Source organism: Rhizobacter sp. (assembly GCA_019635355.1).
GTDB lineage: Bacteria > Pseudomonadota > Gammaproteobacteria > Burkholderiales > Burkholderiaceae_C > Rhizobacter.
Genome location: JAHBZQ010000001.1, coordinates 2,150,531 through 2,167,637, shown reverse-complemented (window position 1 = coordinate 2,167,637; position 17,107 = coordinate 2,150,531). Strand labels below are relative to the sequence as shown.

The following is a 17,107-nucleotide window of genomic DNA, read 5'->3' as shown; positions in this document are numbered from 1 at the left end:
ACGCTGCAGGTGTGTGCCTGCGCGTGTCTTCCCTGCTGAAAGCCACCGCCCATGAAAGTCCTCGACGACGCGGCAATCGCCGTTCCCGACCAAGAGATGGCCGTCCTGCTGAACGCCCTCACGCAGCTTCGACGAGGTGACTCCAGCGCCAGGCTTCCGCTGCACTGGGAAGGCATGGCCGGCCGCGTGGCCGATGTGTTCAACGACCTCGTCGACCAGAACGCCGCGCTCGCCGCCGAACTCAACCGCCTTCGTCAGGTGGTGGGCAAGGAAGGCAAGCTGAAGCAACGCGCGTCGCTGCCCGATGCGCGTGGGTTCTGGGGCGAGTCGGTGCAGTGCATCAACGCGCTGATCGACGACCTCGTGCACCCCACCTCCGAAGTGGCGCGTGTGATCGGCGCGGTGGCGCAGGGCGACCTCTCCAAGAGCATGGCGCTCGAAGTGGAAGGGCGCGAACTCGAAGGCGAGTTCCTGCGCACCGCCAAGACCATCAACAAGATGGTGGACCAGCTCTCCAACTTCTCGGCCGAAGTGACGCGCGTGGCGCGCGAAGTGGGCACCGAAGGCAAGCTCGGTGGCCAGGCCAAGGTGAAGGGCGTGGCCGGTACGTGGAAGGACCTCACCGACTCGGTGAACTCCATGGCCGGCAACCTGACCGACCAGGTGCGCAACATCGCCGATGTGACCACGGCCGTGGCCAAGGGCGACCTCTCCAAGAAGATCGACGTGGACGTGAAGGGCGAGTTCCTCACGCTCAAGAACACCATCAACACCATGGTGGACCAGCTGCGAAGCTTTGCGTCCGAAGTGACGCGGGTGGCGCGTGAAGTGGGTACCGAGGGCATCCTGGGCGGCCAGGCGCGGGTGGAAGGGGTGTCGGGCACGTGGAAGGACTTGACCGACTCGGTGAACTCGATGGCCGGCAACCTCACCTCCCAGGTGCGCAACATCGCCGACGTGACGAAGGCGGTGGCGGCGGGTGACCTGTCCAAGAAGATCACGGTCGACGGCAAGGGCGAGATTCTTGAACTCAAGAGCACCGTCAACACGCTGGTGGACCAGCTGCGATCCTTCGCCGCCGAAGTGACCCGCGTGGCGCGTGAGGTGGGCACCGAAGGCAAGCTGGGCGGCCAGGCCGACGTGCAAGGCGTGGCCGGCACCTGGAAGGACCTGACCGAGTCGGTGAACTTCATGGCCGGCAACCTGACGTCTCAAGTGCGCAACATCGCCGACGTGACGAAGGCGGTGGCCGCCGGTGACCTGTCCAAGAAGATCACGGTGGACGTGAAGGGCGAGATCTCGGAACTGAAGACCACCATCAACACGATGGTGGACCAGCTGCGATCGTTTGCTGCGGAAGTGACCCGCGTGGCGCGCGAAGTGGGCACCGAAGGCAAGCTCGGCGGCCAGGCCGATGTGCAAGGTGTGGCCGGCACGTGGAAGGACCTCACTGACTCGGTGAACTTCATGGCCGGCAACCTCACGTCTCAAGTGCGAAACATCGCTGACGTGACGAAAGCGGTGGCGGCCGGCGACCTCTCCAAGAAGATCACGGTGGACGTGAAAGGCGAGATCCTGGAGCTGAAGAACACCGTGAACACCATGGTGGACCAGCTCTCCTCCTTCGCCGCCGAAGTGACCCGCGTGGCGCGCGAGGTGGGCACCGAAGGGCGCCTCGGCGGCCAGGCCCAGGTGCGCGATGTGTCGGGCACCTGGAAGGACCTGACGGATTCGGTGAACTCGATGGCCGGCAACCTGACCTCCCAGGTGCGCAACATCGCCGACGTGACGAAGGCCGTGGCGGCGGGTGACCTCTCCAAGAAGATCACGGTGGACGTGAAGGGCGAGATCCTCGACCTCAAGGCCACGATCAACACCATGGTGGACCAGCTACGAAGCTTCGCCGCCGAAGTGACCCGCGTGGCGCGCGAGGTGGGCACTGAGGGCAAGCTCGGTGGCCAGGCCGACGTGCAGGGCGTGGCCGGCACCTGGAAGGACCTGACCGAGTCGGTGAACTCGATGGCCGGCAACCTCACCTCTCAGGTGCGCAACATCGCGGAAGTGACGACCGCCGTGGCCGCGGGTGACCTCTCCAAGAAGATCACGGTGGACGTGAAGGGCGAGATCTCGGAGCTGAAGAACACCATCAACACCATGGTGGACCAGCTCTCCTCCTTCGCCGCCGAGGTGACGCGTGTGGCGCGTGAGGTGGGCACCGAAGGCAAGCTCGGCGGCCAAGCCGACGTGCAAGGTGTGGCCGGCACCTGGAAGGACCTCACCGAGTCGGTGAACTTCATGGCCGGCAACCTGACGTCGCAAGTGCGCAACATCGCCGACGTGACGAAGGCGGTGGCGGCGGGTGACTTGTCCAAGAAGATCACGGTGGACGTGAAGGGCGAGATCCTGGAGCTGAAGAACACCGTGAACACCATGGTGGACCAGCTGCGAAGCTTCGCCGCGGAAGTGACGCGCGTGGCGCGCGAGGTGGGCACCGAAGGCAAGCTCGGCGGCCAGGCCGACGTGCAGGGCGTGGCCGGCACCTGGAAGGACCTCACCGAGTCGGTGAACTTCATGGCGGGCAACCTGACCTCTCAGGTGCGCAACATCGCCGAAGTGACGAAGGCGGTGGCCGCCGGTGACCTCTCGAAGAAGATCTCGGTCGACGTGAAGGGCGAGATCTCGGAGCTCAAGAACACCATCAACACCATGGTGGACCAGCTGCGATCCTTCGCGGCCGAAGTGACCCGCGTGGCGCGCGAGGTGGGCACCGAAGGCAAGCTCGGCGGCCAGGCCGACGTGCAAGGCGTGGCCGGCACCTGGAAGGACCTGACCGACAGCGTGAACCTGATGGCCTCGAACCTCACGAGCCAGGTGCGCAACATCGCCGACGTGACGAAGGCGGTGGCCGCGGGCGACCTCTCCAAGAAGATCACGGTCGACGTGAAGGGCGAGATCCTGGAGCTCAAGGCCACCATCAACACCATGGTGGACCAGCTCTCCTCCTTCGCCGCCGAAGTGACCCGTGTGGCGCGTGAGGTGGGCACCGAAGGTCGCCTCGGCGGCCAGGCCCAGGTGCGCGACGTGTCGGGCACCTGGAAGGACCTCACCGAAAACGTGAACTTCATGGCCGGCAACCTGACCGGCCAGGTGCGCGGCATCGCGAAGGTGGTGACGGCCGTGGCCAACGGCGACCTGAAGCAGAAGCTCACGGTGGAAGCCAAGGGCGAGATCGCCGCGCTGGCCGAGACCATCAACAGCATGACCGACACGCTGGCGACGTTTGCCGACCAGGTGACGAGCGTGGCGCGTGAAGTGGGCGTGGAAGGCAAGCTCGGCGGCCAGGCCAAGGTGCCGGGCGCCTCGGGCACGTGGAAGGGCCTCACGGAAAACGTGAACCAGCTCGCCGCCAACCTCACGACGCAGGTGCGCGCGATTGCCGAGGTGGCGACCGCGGTGACGCAGGGTGACTTGACGCGGTCCATCACGGTGAAGGCGCAAGGCGAAGTGGCCGCGCTCAAGGACACCATCAACGAGATGATCCGCAACCTGAAGGACACCACCCAGAAGAACACCGAGCAGGACTGGCTGAAGACCAACCTCGCCAAGTTCAGCCGCATGCTGCAAGGCCAGAAGGACCTGCTGACCGTGGGCCAGCTGATCCTCTCGGAACTCGCCCCGGTGGTGGGCGCGCAGCAGGCCGAGTTCTACGTGCTGACCGGCACGTCGAACGCCACCAAGCTCAAGCTCTTCGGCAGCTACGCCTCGGGCGGGCAAGAGTCGCATGGCAAGGAAGTCGAGCTGGGCCAGGGCCTGGTCGGCCAGTGCGCGATCGAGAAACGCAAGATCCTGCTCACCAACGTGCCGAGCCAGGCCTTCCGCATCGCCACCGGCTTGAGCGAAGCGGCGGCCATGGACGTGCTCGTGCTGCCCATCGTCTTCGAAGGCGAGGTGCGCGGCGTGCTGGAGCTCGCGTCGCTGGAACGCTTCAACCCGGCGCACCAGGCCTTCCTCGACCAGCTCACCGAATCCATCGGCATCGTGATCAACACGATCAGCGCCAACATGCGGACGGAAGACCTGCTCAAGCAGTCACAGTCGCTCGCCGAGGAACTGCAGAGCCGCCAGCAGGAATTGCAGCAGACCAACGAAGAGCTGCAGGAAAAAGCCCGCCTGCTCGTGCACCAGAACCAGGAGGTGGAGCGCAAGAACGCCGAGGTGGAGCAGGCCCGCCAGGCGCTGGAAGAAAAGGCCGAGCAGCTCGCACTGACCTCGAAGTACAAGTCGGAGTTCCTCGCCAACATGTCGCACGAGTTGCGCACGCCGCTCAACTCGCTGCTCATCTTGAGTGACCAGCTCTGCAAGAACGCCGAAGGCAACCTCACGCCCAAGCAGGTGGAGTTCGCCAAGACCATCCACCTCTCGGGCAACGACCTGCTGGCGCTCATCAACGACATCCTCGACCTCTCGAAGATCGAGTCGGGCACGGTGGTGGTGGATGTGAGCGAGCTGCGCCTCGAAGACCTGCAGCGCAGCGTGGACCGCAGCTTCCGCCACGTGGCGGAAAACAAGCATGTCGAGTTCGAGATCACGCACCACCAGCCGCTACCCAAGACGGTGGTCACCGACGTCAAGCGCCTGCAGCAGATCATCAAGAACCTGCTGTCCAACGCCTTCAAGTTCACCCACCAGGGCTCGGTGCGGCTTTCGGTGGCGGTGGCCGATGGCGGCTGGTCGCGCGACAACGACGACCTCAACCGCGCCGCGCAGGTGCTCGCCTTCTCGGTCAGCGACACCGGCATCGGCATCTCGTCGGACAAGCAGCAGATCATCTTCGAAGCCTTCCAGCAGGCCGACGGCTCCACCAGCCGCAAGTACGGTGGCACCGGCCTCGGCCTCGCCATCAGCCGCGAACTGGCGCGCCTGCTCGGCGGCGAGATCAAGCTCGTCAGCGCGCCTTCGCAGGGCAGCACCTTCACGCTCTACCTGCCGCAGAGCTACAGCCCGACGCGCAGCCCGCGCCACGGCCGCCCGGTGCTGCCAGCCCAAGACGTGGTGGCGCGCGAGCTGCCCGCAGCCGCCCCTGTGGCACTGCCTGCCCCGGCCCCGCGTGTCGTCATGGGCCCGCAGCCGGCGAGCGACGACTTGCACGACCCCGAGGGCCAGGCCGCGGCGAACCCCGCCAACGACGATCGCAACGACATCCTGCTCGGCGACAAGGTGCTGCTGATCGTCGAGAACGACCTCGCGTTCGCCCAGGTGCTGCTGCAGGCCGCGCGGCGTGTCGGCTTCAAGGGCCTGGTCAGCACCAGCGGTGCGGCGGCGCTTGCGATGACACGTGACTTCCAGCCCGCCACGATCACGCTCGACATCTTCCTGCCCGACATGGAAGGCTGGCGCATCCTCGAGCGGCTCAAGAGCGACCTGGCCACGCGCCACATCCCGGTGTGCGTGGTCTCGACCGACGACTCGCGCGAGCGTGCCCTGGCCTCGGGAGCGGTCGGCTTCCTCACCAAGCCGCTGCAGTCGGCCGACGAAGTGGAGCAGGCCCTCGGCCACCTCTACGAGTTCGCCGATCGCCGCAAGAAACGCCTGATGGTGATGATGGCGCCCACGCCGCTGCGCGACACCTACCTGCAGGCGCTCGATGCCGACACCGACGTGGTGCAGCCCGAGTCGGCGGCCGATGCGCGGGTGCAGATGCGCAGCGGCAACATCGACTGCCTCATCACCGACGGCAGCGTGCCCGACTTCGGCCCCGAAGACGTGATCGAGGCGCTGGAGTCGCGCCCGCTTGCACGCCAGATGCCCATCGTGCTCACGAGCGAAGCGCCCGCGGTCACCACCGTCTGGGGCCGCGGCCACAGCGCCTTCGCGCTGCGCCGCGCACCGACGCTCGATCGCATGCTGGACGCCACCGCGCTCTTCCTGCACCGCGGCGAAGCCTCGTTCACCGAAGCCGAGCGCCGCTCGGTGCAGGCGGTGGTCGACGGCGACCGCACGCTCGAAGGCAAGAAGGTGCTGATCGTCGACGACGACATGCGCAACATCTTCGCGCTCGCCACCGTGCTCGACGCGCAGGGCATGGTGATCCTCTCGGCCGAGAACGGGCGCGATGCGATCCGCCTCGTCGAGAACGACCCCGAAATCGACATCGTGCTGATGGACATCATGATGCCGGAGATGGACGGCATGGAGACCATGCGCCAGATGCGCAAGCTGCCGCGCGGCAAGGAGCTGCCGCTCGTGGCCGTGACCGCCAAGGCGATGAAGGGCGACCGCGAGAAGTGCATCGAGGCCGGGGCGTGGGACTACCTCTCCAAGCCGGTCGACACGGCCTACCTGCTCGTGGTCTTGAGGGGATGGCTGTGCCGTTGAACGATCTCGCCACGACGCTGCCTGCGGAGGGTGAGGACCGGGTCAACATCCTCATCGTCGACGACCTGCCCGAGAAGCTGCTGGTCTTCCGCACGGTGCTCGAAGAGCTGGGGCAGGAGCTCGTCTTCGTGCGCTCCGGGCGTGAGGCGCTGCGCGAGGTGCTGCAACGCGAGTTCGCGGTGATCCTGCTCGACGTCAACATGCCCGACATCGACGGTTTCGAGACGGCCACGCTGATCCGCCAGTACAAGCGCTCGGTCGACACGCCCATCATCTTCATCACGTCGTATGCCGACGAGATGCAGACCGAGCGGGGTTACGCGCTGGGCGCGGTCGACTACATCCTCTCGCCGGTGGTGCCGCACATCCTGCGCAGCAAGGTGCGGGTCTTCGTGCGGCTCTTCGCCATGCAGCGCCAGCTGCGGCGGCAGGCCGATGCACGCGCGGCGGTGGCGGCGGCCGAGGCCGCGCGCGAGGCCGCCGAAGACAGCGACCGTCGCTCGGCCTTCCTCGCGAGTGCCAGCCATGTGCTCAACAGCTCGCTGCAGGCCGCCGTGAGCCGGCGTGACCTGGCGCGCCTGCTCGTGCCCACGCTCGCCACCACGGCGGTGGTGGTCGGCAGCGACGACGTCGACAGCCAGCCCGAGGTGGTGCTCGCGAGCGACGGCGCGGTGCGCGAGCTGCCCTGGCCGGCACTCGACGGCAGCGTGCGCGTGGCGCTGCGCCGCGCCATCAAGGACCGCACACGCGTCAACCTCGATGAGATGCTGCTCACCGCGCTGGAAGAGGCGGTGCAGGAGCCCTCGACCGGCAGCTTCGAGCCGCGCAGCAGCCGGCGCTGGCAGCGTGCGGCGGCGCTGCCACTCATCAACGGCGACCGCCTGCTGGGCGCGCTCTTCGTCGCCAGCGACGGCAGCGAGCACCTGGTCGACTGGCGGGTGCTCGACGACCTGGCCGCGCGGGCCGCGGCGGCGCTGGAAAACGCCACGCTCTATGGCAGCCTGCAGAGCGAGATCGTCGAGCGGCGTGCCGCCGAGATGGAGCTGCAGGAAGCCGGCCGCCGCAAAGACGAGTTCCTCGCGATGCTCTCGCACGAGCTGCGCAACCCGCTCGCGCCGGTGCGCACCGCGCTGGAGGTCATCCGCCGCGTGGCGCCGCCCGACCCGAAGCTCAACCGCGCGTCGGAGATCATGGTGCGCCAGGTACAGCAGATGACGCGGCTGATCGACGAGCTGCTCGACGTGGCGCGCATCAGCCAGGGCAAGATCGTGCTCACACGCGAGAAGGTCGACCTCAACGCGGTGATCGCGCACAGCGTCGAGACGGCGCAACCGCTCGTCGACTCGCGCGGCCAGACGCTGCAGGTGCAGCCGCTCGCCGAGCCGGTGTGGCTGCAGGGCGACTTCGCACGGCTGGCGCAGATCCTCTCCAACCTGCTCAACAACGCCTCGAAGTACAGCGAGCGCGGCACCACGGTGACCCTGCACGCGAGCCTCGACGGCACGGGCGCGGTGATCCGCGTGCGCGACGAAGGCATCGGCATCGACGCGCAGCTGCTGCCGCGCATCTTCGACCTCTTCACGCAGGGCGCACGTGGCCTCGACCGGGCGCAAGGTGGCCTGGGCGTGGGCCTCACGCTCGCACGCCGGCTGGCCGAGATGCACGGCGGCCGCCTGGAGGCGGCGAGCGAGGGCGTGGGCAAAGGCTCGGAGTTCACGCTGCGCCTGCCCTGCGTCGGCTTGATCGCCAGTGGCGACGCCGCGCCCGCGCCGGCCGAGCAGCCCGCGCCACCGGCGTGCCGCGTGCTGGTGGTCGACGACAACCGCGATGCCGCGCAAAGCGTGGCGAGCTTCTTCGAGCTGAGCGGCCACGAGGTGCGCACCGCGGCCGACGGCGGCGAGGCGCTGGTGGCGGCCGAGTTCTTCGCGCCCGAGGTGGTGGTGCTCGACATCGGCCTGCCGGTGCTCGACGGCTACGAGGTGGCGCGCCGCCTGCGCCAGACGCCCGTCGGCAAGGCCGCGCTGTTGCTCGCGCTCACCGGCTACGGCCAGCGCGAAGACCGGCAGAACGCCGAAGCCGCTGGCTTCGACCACCACTTCGTGAAGCCGGCCGACCCGATGGTGCTGCTCAACTGCATCGACGGCTGGCTGCGCGACCGGGCGGTGCCGGCCGGCGAACGCAGCAGCGCCTGAGGGCGGTTCTCCGTTCGCCCTGAGCCTGTCGAAGGGCTGGGCTTCGACGGGCTCAGCCCGAACGGAGCGGGGCTCAGCCTGAATGGAGCGGGGGCTCGGCCCGAACGAAGCGCGGGATCAGTCGACCCGGGTGCAGTTGCGCCCGTCGCGCTTGGCGCGGTAGAGCGCGTTGTCGGCGCGCTGCAGCAGCTGCTCGGCGGTTTCGCCGGGGCGCCACGCGGCCAGCCCGCAGGAGAAGGTGGCCGAGAAGCCGGGGCCGACGGCGCTCCAGTCGGTGTCTTTCAGGGCCGCGCGCATGCGCTCGATGGGGGTCTCGGCGGTGTCGAGGCCGGTGCTTGTCATCACCAGCAGGAATTCTTCACCGCCGTAGCGGCCGAAGCGGTCGGCCTTGCGGGTGAGTGCCGAGAGGGTGCTCGCGAAGATCTTGAGCGTCTTGTCGCCGGCCAGATGGCCGAGCTGGTCGTTCACGAGCTTGAAGCGGTCGAGGTCGAGGATGGCCACGCACAGCTGCACCTTGGCGCGCTCGGCGCGCTGCAGCTCGTCGCGCAGCGCGGCAAAGAGGCTGCGGCGGTTCATCACGCCGGTGAGCTCGTCGTGGTGGGCCAGCAGGTCGACCTTGGCGGTGAGCTCGGCCAGCTCGCGACCGCGTGCCTTGAGGCGGCTCGTCATCTGGCGGTTGAAGCTGCCGATCAGCACGCAGCGCCACAGCGTGATCACGAAGAAGACGAAGCTGATCACCTGCTCGGCCAGGGTGCTGCTCGGCATGTGCAGCGGGGTGCCCACGACGGCCAGCACGCCGGCCGTGCACGTGGCGGCGATGGCCCACGCGATGATCGAGCGCAGCGGGTCGAGCGACAGGGTCAGCGTGCAATACACGATGAAGAGCAGCAGGGCGAACATGAAGCTCACCTCGGGCACCCAGGCCATGCAGGCGAGTTGCAGTGCGTGCGCCGGAATGGTCTGGTAGACCGCAATGCCGGTGTCGCGGAAGCGCTGTGTCCAGCCGCTGGCGATGAGGGCGTAGGTCACCGCCGAGATCAGGAGCCCGCAGCCGGTGTAGGCCAGCACCGGCGTCCAGCCGATGGTGCCGGCGAAATGGAAGGCCGTGAGCACCACCCCGTCGATCAGGTAGCTCATCATGATGAGCCGCTGGTTGTTGAGGTGGTGGGCGAAGCGGCGGTCGGGCGGGGGTTGCTTGGCTGGCGCCGAGGGTGGCGTGGTACCGAGGGCGAGTTCGCTCATGGGGCGGTCCTCACAGGGCGCGGCTGCAGTTGCGGCCGCTGCGCTTGGCTTCGTACAGGCCGAGGTCGGCACGGCTGAGCAGCACCTCCACCGACTCGTTGCCGTTGTAGGTGGCGATGCCGGCTGAGAAGGTCACGCGCAGCTCGGGCGAGAGGTGGGTCCAGTCGACGGTGGCCACGGCGGCGCGCATACGCTCGATGGCCTGCAGCGCGGCGTCGGTCGTGGCGTCGTTCAGGATGACGAGGAATTCTTCGCCGCCGTAACGGCCGAAGCGGTCGGTGTTGCGCGTGTGGCGCTGCACGGTGGCGGCGAAGCGGCGCAGCACCTCGTCGCCGGCCAGGTGGCCGAGGGTGTCGTTCACCGCCTTGAAGTGGTCGAGGTCGAGCAGGGCCACGCTCACCTGGGCACCGTTGCGGTCGTGGCGGGCCAGCTCCTCGCCGAGGAAGTGCATCATGCGGCGGCGGTTGAGCACACCGGTCAATTCGTCGTGGTGGGCCAGGCGCTCGATCTCGGCGAGCTTGGCCTGCATCTCGATGCCGCGCTCGCGCAGCAGGCGGTTGTTGTGGGTGTTGATCACGCTCAGGAACACGCAGCGCCCGAGCGAGACCACGAAGAAGAGCAGCGACAGCCAGCGCTCCAGCGGCGTGCCGTCGGGCACGGTGAGCGGCTGGCCCTGGCCGAAGGTGAGCGCGGCGAAGAGCAGCACCACCACCGCGAGCATCACGTGCAGCCGCCGCTTGGGCATGCGGTAGGTGGCCGTGAGCATCAGGATGAAGAGCGACAGCGCGTAGGCGAAGGCGAGCTGCGGGAAGAGCGCCACGCCGATCAGCGTGAGCGTGGCGTTGCCGTAGGCCTGCACCTTCGAGAAGCTGGGGTCGGACGTGCGCTCGCTGGCGCCGGTGGCGATGAGGCCGACGCAGGCGGCCGACAGCAGCACCCCGGGCAGCCCGTAGCACACGCCGGCACTCCAGTGCACCGTGCCGCCGAGCGCGAAGAGGCTCATCAGCACGCCGTTCAGGACGTAGCTCGCCCCGATGACGGCGCATTCCACCATCCACACCCGCCGGCGGGTGCGGGCGTGTGCGTCTCCCTCCGCTTCGGCGCGGGGCTCGAAGGCAGGGGGCGGTGCGGTCATGGCGGCATTCGACATGGTGTTATTCGGGGTCTCCGGACGTTCCCTGGAAGACGCTTCGCCAGCTTATCGGCCGTGCCAACAGCTCACTTGAGCGGGTTTTGTGCAGGGCTCCACGGTTCACACATCTTTACCCCCCCGCCACGTGCAGTTCACCCGCCGCGCCGACAGTGGCAGCGTGGGCAATTGGCCCGGTTTGCAGGAGAGACGAGATGTTTGAGACCCGGACACAGGCAGCCACCTCGGGCGCCGCCACCCTGCGCGGCGTGAGGTTCGTGGTGCTGGCGAGCGTGCTCGCGGTGGGCGGCGCGGTGGCGCTGTCGGCCTGGGCGCAGCCCGATGGCGCCGCCCCGCCACGCCACACGATGCACCACGGCATGAGGGGTGGCGAGGGCGTCGGCGGCCACGGCTTCTTCATGGGCTCGCCCGAGCGCATCGACCGCGGCGTCGACCGTTACCTCAAGGGTGTTGACGCCACCGACGCCCAGCGCACCCAGGTCAAGCAGATCGCCCGCGCCGCAGCGGCCGACCTGAAGCCCATCCGCGAGACCGCGCGCGGGCTGCGCACCCAGGGCATGCAGCTCTTCACCGCCCCGGTGGTCGACGCCCGGGCTGTGGAGGCCAACCGCGCCCAGCTGCTGGCGCAGCAAGACCTGGCCAGCAAGCGCATCACCCAGGCCCTGCTCGACATCAGCGCGGTGCTCTCGCCCGAGCAGCGCGCCAAGCTGGCGCAGCAGGCCCAGGCGCGCCACGAGCGCATGAAGGAAGCGATGCAGCAGCGCTCGATGCAGCGCCGCGGTGCGGCATCGGCCCCTGCGCAATGAAGCCCGCCGGCTTGTGGTCTGATTCGGCCTCGGCCCCGCAGCCCGTGCTGGGGGGCGATTCGATGGATGCCGCAGTCATGAGTGCTCGCCTGTTGATGATCGATGACGATGCCCGCCTTTCGGCGATGGTGGGCGACTACCTGGGCAACGCCGGCTACAAGGTCGAGTTGGCGGGCTCGCTCGCCGAGGGCCGCGGGCGCCTGGCCGCCGAGGCCTTCGACGCCCTGCTGCTCGACCTGATGCTGCCCGATGGCGACGGCCTCGACCTGTGCCGCGAGCTGCGCGGCGAGCCGCGCACCCGCAAGCTGCCGCTGCTCATGCTCACCGCCCGCGGCGAGCCGATGGACCGGATCGTCGGCCTGGAGCTGGGCGCCGACGACTACCTGCCCAAGCCCTTCGAGCCGCGCGAGTTGCTGGCCCGCGTGAAAGCGCTGCTGCGCCGCGCCGCGCCCGACGACAACGCCGACGAGGTGCTGCGTTTCGGCCGGCTCGAGATCGACCTGGGCGCCCGCGTGGCGCGCCTCGAAGGCAAGCCTTGCGACCTGACCAGCCACCAGTTCGACCTGCTGGTGGTGCTGGCGCAAAGCCCCGGGCGTGTGCTCTCGCGCGACCAGATCATGGACAGCCTCAAAGGCCACCCGCTCGAAGCCTTCGACCGCTCGATCGACGTGCACATCTCGCGCATCCGCGCCGTGATCGAAGACGACGCCAAGGCGCCCAAACGGGTGCTGACGGTGCGCGGTGCGGGTTACGTGTTCGCGAAGAAGCAGGACGCTGAAGAGTGAGAACCCTCACGCTGCGCATCTACCTGACGGTGGTGGCGGTGCTGCTGCTGTTCGCCTTCGGCTCGGGGTGGCTTTTCCAGCGGCAGGTGCAGCGGGAGCGGCAGCTCACCGAGTCGGCGGTGTCCGAGCGCATGGGCGCCTGGGGTGACCTGATCCAGCGGGCCTTGCCGGCGCCCGAAGCGCCCGTTGGCGAGCAGGCGGCGGCGCTGGCGGAATGGTCGCAGCGCCTGCGCCTGCCTTTGGCGCTCGACGACCGCGCGGGGGTGCGCATCGCGACCTCCGAATCCTTCCTGCGACGGCAGGCCGAGGGCGGCGGCCGGCTGCATGCTGTGCCGCTCGACGACGGGCGCACGCTGTGGGTGCTGCGCCAGGCAGCGGGGGCCCGTCTGCGCGCCATCGCCGGGCAGGGCGGGGGCGGGGTGAAAGGCGACGTGCTGCGCCCCTTGCCGCCTCCCCTGTTGCCCTTCATGCCGCCGGCCTGGCAGGGCTTCGGGCCGGTGGTGCTGCTGGTGCTGCTCTTCGTCGCCGTGGCCGCGGGCGCCTGGCCGGCCGTGCGCCACCTCACGCGCCGCCTGCAGGCCCTGAAGAAAGGCGTAGAGCAGTTTGGTGCCGGCCAGCTGCATCACCGTGTGGAGGTGAGCGGGCGCGACGAGGTGGCCGCGGTGGCGGCGAGCTTCAACCTCGCGGCCGAGCGCATCCAGAACCTGGTGCGCTCGCACCAGTCGCTGCTGGCGAATGCGAGCCATGAGCTGCGCTCGCCGCTTGCACGCATGAAGATGGCGGTGCAGATGCTCGATGGCGCCTCGCCCGAGCAGTCGCTGCGGTTGAAGCGCGAGATCGAGACCAACGTGGGTGAGCTCGACGCGCTGGTCGAAGAGGTGCTGCTCGCAAGCCGGCTCGATGCGGTGCAGCGGGTCGACAAACGCGACCCGGTGGACCTGCTGGCGCTGGCGGCGGAAGAAGGCGCGCGGGTGGACGCGGCCGTGGACGGCGCCTCGGCCACCGTGGCCGGCGACGAGCGCCTGCTGCGCCGTGCCCTGCGCAACCTGCTGGAGAACGCACGCCGTTATGGCGGTGACGACATCACCGTCAGGGTCGATGGCAGCGGCAACCAGGCGACCGTGCAGGTGTGCGACCGGGGCCCCGGCGTGCCCGAGGCCCAGCGCGAGCGCATCTTCGAGGCCTTCTACCGATTGCCCGGCCACGCCGAGCAGGCAGGCGGCGTGGGCCTGGGGCTGAGCCTCGTGAAGCAGATCGCCGAGCGCCACGGTGGCAGCGTGCGCTGCACCGGCCGCGAAGGTGGCGGCAGCTGCTTCGAGCTGGTCTTTCCGAGAGCCTAGTCGTGGCCTTTGTGCCGCAGCACCCAGGCCATCAGCGAGCACAGACCGACCCCTGACAGCACCAGCCCCGTGACCGAAGCCGCCCAGAAGCCACGTGCGCCCAGCAGCGGCTCGGGCGTCAGGCCGGTCAGGTTGAACGCGAGCACATAGCCGCCGCCGAGGCCCACGCCCCACAGCGCCACCGCATAGATCACCATCGGCGCCGTGGCCACGCGGTAGGCGCGCATCACGAACGAGGCCACCGTCTGGGTGGCATCGGCCACGTGGAAGATCGCGACGAAGGCCAGCAGCGGCATCGCCGCCGCCACGATGACGGTGTTGTCGGTGTACGCGCGCAGCACCGGCTCGCGCAGCAGGTAGACGGTGGTGCCGAGCACCGTGGCAACGATCGCGCCGATCTGCAGGCCGTGCCAGCCCAGGCGCTGCGCGTCGGCATGCCGCCCGGCCCCGATGCCCTGCGCGACGAGCGTGGTGGTGGCGTTGGCAATGCCCAGCGGCATCATGAACATCAGCGACACCAGGTTGGCCGCCAGCTGGTGCCCCGCCACTTCGGTGGTGCCGATGCGCGAAATGAAGATCGCCATGAAGGTGAAGCCGGTGACTTCGATGAGGATCGACAGGCCCATCGGGATGCCCAGGCGCAGCAGCTCCTTGAGGCTCGGCCAATGCGGTGCGTTGAGGCGTGTCACGTGGAGCCCGAAGGGCGCGTAGAACGGGTCACGACGCAGCACCCACCAGGCGATGGCGAGCTGCGCCCACATCGCGATGGCGCTGGCGAGCCCGCAGCCGGCCGCTCCCATCGCGGCGATGTGCAGCGCCGGCAGGCCGTAGATGAAGAGCGCGTTGAGCGGCACCTTGAGGGCGAGTGCGCCGAGCTGCAGCGCCATCACCACCTTGGGACGCGAGACCGCGGTGTTGAAGCCCCGGAACGCCTGGAAGGTGAGCGAGGGCGGCAGGGCGAGTGCGAGGTAGCCGAGGTAGGCCTGCACCTTCTCGGCCACTTCGGGCTTGGCCTGCGCGGCGTAGAGGAAGGGCGCCGGCATCAGCAGCAGCGCGCTGCCCAGCGCTGACAAGCCGAGCGCGACCCAGATCGCCTGGTGCAGCTGCGCGCCGGCTTCTTCCGTCTTCTGCGCACCGAAGAGCTGGCCGGCGATCGGGCCGATGGCCAGCACCATGCCCATGAAGCCCACGAAGATGGTGATGTAGGCGGCGGCGCCCACCGCGAGGGCTGCGAGGTCGAGCGCCGAATAGCGGGCGACCATCACCGTGTCGACGGTGCTGAAGGCGAGCACCGCCACCTGACCCACGAAGACCGGCCAGGCGAGCGGCACGATGCGGCGTGCGCTGTCGAGAAGACCTGTGGTGGTGGGGGCTGCCGTCAAGCAGCGCCCTCGGTGGTCGGGGCTGGTTGCGCGTCGGGCGCGCGTTCGCTGTAGCGGTTGAAGCGCCAGGCGGTGCCTTCGAAGGTGATGCGGCGCCAGGTCTGGCGCTTCTCCGACGGGGTCATCACCGTCCAGTTCTGCACTTCGTCGAAGGTGCGGCCACAGCCCTTGCAGACGTCGTCACCCTGGCTCGTGGAGCAGATGGCGATGCAGGGCGCGTCGGGAGTGCTCGCGTACCAGGCGAGCCAGGCGTCGCGCGCCTTGGGCGGCATGGTGTCTTCGTCGCACTCCGGCTCGTGGTAGTACACCATCAGCGCGTACACCTCGGCGAGCGCCAGCACTTCCTTGCAGGCGGTGATGCCGTCGGGTGAGGGCGAGCGCTCGCGCCACCAGTTGATGGCGGACTCGATGTCGGTGATGTGGATGCCGGCCATGCGGGGCGCCGTGGTCGTCAAGCCTTGTTCTCGGCTTTGTTGTCAGCGACGGCCGCGACGAGCAATTCGGCCAGCGCCGCTTCCACGCCGGCACGGTCGACGAATTCGACCGGGGCCTCGTCGAGCACCTTGCTCCCTTCGGTCTTCAGCCGCTTGACCCACTGGCCGGCTTCGCGGCCGTCGGCGAGGCCGCTGCTTTGCAGCAGCGTCGTGCCGTTGGCGGCGGTGAGCTTGAAGTAGAAGCGGCCGTCGTTCTCGCGGTACTGCTTGAAGAGGGGCAGGGCGGTGGCCTTGGCGGCAGTCGTCTTCTGTGTCTTGGGCAGCGCCACCATCTTGCGCAGGCCGACGGCCTCGCGCAGCTCCTGCAACAGCGGCGTGGCGACGGCGCGCGCCTTGGCAGCACCTTCCATCAGTGCGTCTTCCACGCGCTCGGGGTGGGCCATCAGCTCTTCGTAGCGCGCACGCATCGGGCCGAGGTGCGACTCGATCAGCTCGACGGTGCGCTGCTTCGCGTCACCCCAGCCGAGGCCGGCGCGCAGGTCGGCGCGCATCTGGGCGCGCTGGTCGGGGGTGGCGAAGGCGTCGTAGATGGTGACGAGCGAACAGCTGTCCGGGTCCTTCGGCTCGCCGGGCAGTCGCGAGTCGGTGACGATGCGCGCCACTGCGTCCTTCAGGCCCTTGGCGCCGCCTTCGAAGAGCGGGATGGTGTTGTCGTAGCTCTTCGACATCTTGCGGCCGTCGAGCCCGGGCAGCGTGGCCACTTCTTCCTCGACCTCGGCGTTGGGCAGCACGAAGAGCTCGCGGCCGTTGCCGAAGAGGTGGTTGAAGCGCTGCGCCACGTCGCGCGCCATCTCGATGTGCTGCACTTGATCGCGGCCGACGGGCACACGGTGCGCGTTGAAGAGCAGGATGTCGGCAGCCATCAGGATGGGGTAGCTGTAGAGGCCCATCGTGATGTTGGCGTCGGGGTCCTCGCCTGCCGCCACGTTGGCGTCGACCGCGGCCTTGTAGGCGTGCGCGCGGTTCATCTGGCCTTTGGACGTGACGCAGGTGAGCAGCCAGGTGAGCTCGGGCGTCTCGGGGATGTCGCTCTGGCGGTAGAAGGTGACGCGGCGCGTGTCGAGCCCGGCGGCGAGCCAGGTGGCGGCGATCTCCAGGCGCGAGCGTTCGATGCGCGCCGGGTCGTCGCACTTGATGAGGGCGTGGTAATCGGCGAGAAAGAAGAAGCTTTCGACACCTGGCGCCTGGCTCGCGCGGATCGCGGGGCGGATGGCCCCGACGTAGTTGCCGAGGTGGGGCGTGCCGGTGGTGGTGATGCCGGTGAGGACGCGTTGGGTCATGGGCTGTCTCGGTGGGGGACGCGATTGTAGTTTTCGGGTCATGTCCGCGTCGTAGGGGGCT

Annotated in this window: 10 protein-coding genes; 5 read left to right on the top strand and 5 right to left on the bottom strand. The window is 68.7% G+C overall.

Annotation, left to right across the window (positions count from 1 at the left end):
* The first annotated feature begins 174 nt into the window (after nucleotides 1–174).
* Together KF892_09630 and KF892_09625 are read left to right on the top strand one after the other, a co-directional pair.
* Entirely contained in the window at nucleotides 175–6,375 is a 6,201-nt protein-coding gene (locus KF892_09630; GenBank protein ID MBX3625260.1) for a HAMP domain-containing protein, read from the top strand.
* Nucleotides 6,360–8,567, top strand: coding sequence for a response regulator (locus tag KF892_09625; GenBank protein ID MBX3625259.1), 2,208 nt, complete (start codon nucleotides 6,360–6,362; stop codon nucleotides 8,565–8,567). The genes KF892_09630 and KF892_09625 overlap by 16 nt, the downstream gene beginning before the upstream one ends.
* 117 nt (nucleotides 8,568–8,684) lie before the next feature.
* Here the strand turns inward: KF892_09625 and KF892_09620 are convergent, their stop codons facing one another.
* Both KF892_09620 and KF892_09615 read right to left on the bottom strand, forming a co-directional pair.
* Nucleotides 8,685–9,809, bottom strand: coding sequence for a GGDEF domain-containing protein (locus tag KF892_09620; GenBank protein ID MBX3625258.1), 1,125 nt, complete (start codon nucleotides 9,807–9,809; stop codon nucleotides 8,685–8,687).
* A gap of 10 nt (nucleotides 9,810–9,819) precedes the next feature.
* A complete protein-coding gene (locus tag KF892_09615) occupies nucleotides 9,820–10,959 on the bottom strand; it encodes a GGDEF domain-containing protein (protein MBX3625257.1) in 1,140 nt (379 codons plus the stop codon).
* Nucleotides 10,960–11,153: 194 nt separating this feature from the next.
* Here KF892_09615 and KF892_09610 point away from each other — a divergent pair, with 194 nt between their 5' ends.
* The 3 genes from KF892_09610 (at nucleotide 11,154) to KF892_09600 (ending at nucleotide 13,890) form a co-directional block, all read left to right on the top strand.
* Nucleotides 11,154–11,765 (top strand): Spy/CpxP family protein refolding chaperone, encoded by a 612-nt coding sequence (locus tag KF892_09610; GenBank protein ID MBX3625256.1) that lies wholly within the window; start codon nucleotides 11,154–11,156, stop codon nucleotides 11,763–11,765.
* Nucleotides 11,766–11,842: 77 nt separating this feature from the next.
* Nucleotides 11,843–12,550: a response regulator transcription factor gene (locus KF892_09605; protein MBX3625255.1), complete on the top strand. Its 708-nt coding sequence runs from the start codon at nucleotides 11,843–11,845 to the stop codon at nucleotides 12,548–12,550.
* Nucleotides 12,547–13,890, top strand: a complete 1,344-nt coding sequence (locus KF892_09600; protein MBX3625254.1) for a HAMP domain-containing histidine kinase — start codon at nucleotides 12,547–12,549, stop codon at nucleotides 13,888–13,890. Before KF892_09605 ends, KF892_09600 begins: the two co-directional genes overlap by 4 nt.
* Here the strand turns inward: KF892_09600 and KF892_09595 are convergent.
* Genes KF892_09595 through KF892_09585 form a run of 3 tightly spaced genes read right to left on the bottom strand, consistent with a single transcriptional unit; the run spans nucleotide 13,887 to nucleotide 17,046 of the window.
* On the bottom strand, nucleotides 13,887–15,272 hold the full coding sequence (locus tag KF892_09595) for an MATE family efflux transporter (GenBank protein MBX3625253.1): 1,386 nt from the start codon (nucleotides 15,270–15,272) through the stop codon (nucleotides 13,887–13,889). The genes KF892_09600 and KF892_09595 overlap by 4 nt on opposite strands.
* Nucleotides 15,269–15,706, bottom strand: a complete 438-nt coding sequence (locus KF892_09590; protein MBX3625252.1) for a DUF3717 domain-containing protein — start codon at nucleotides 15,704–15,706, stop codon at nucleotides 15,269–15,271. The genes KF892_09595 and KF892_09590 overlap by 4 nt, the downstream gene beginning before the upstream one ends.
* Nucleotides 15,707–15,723: 17 nt before the next feature.
* Nucleotides 15,724–17,046 carry a tryptophan--tRNA ligase gene (locus KF892_09585; GenBank protein MBX3625251.1) on the bottom strand — a complete coding sequence of 441 codons (1,323 nt, stop codon included), beginning with the start codon at nucleotides 17,044–17,046 and terminating at the stop codon, nucleotides 15,724–15,726.
* Nucleotides 17,047–17,107 lie beyond the last annotated feature (61 nt).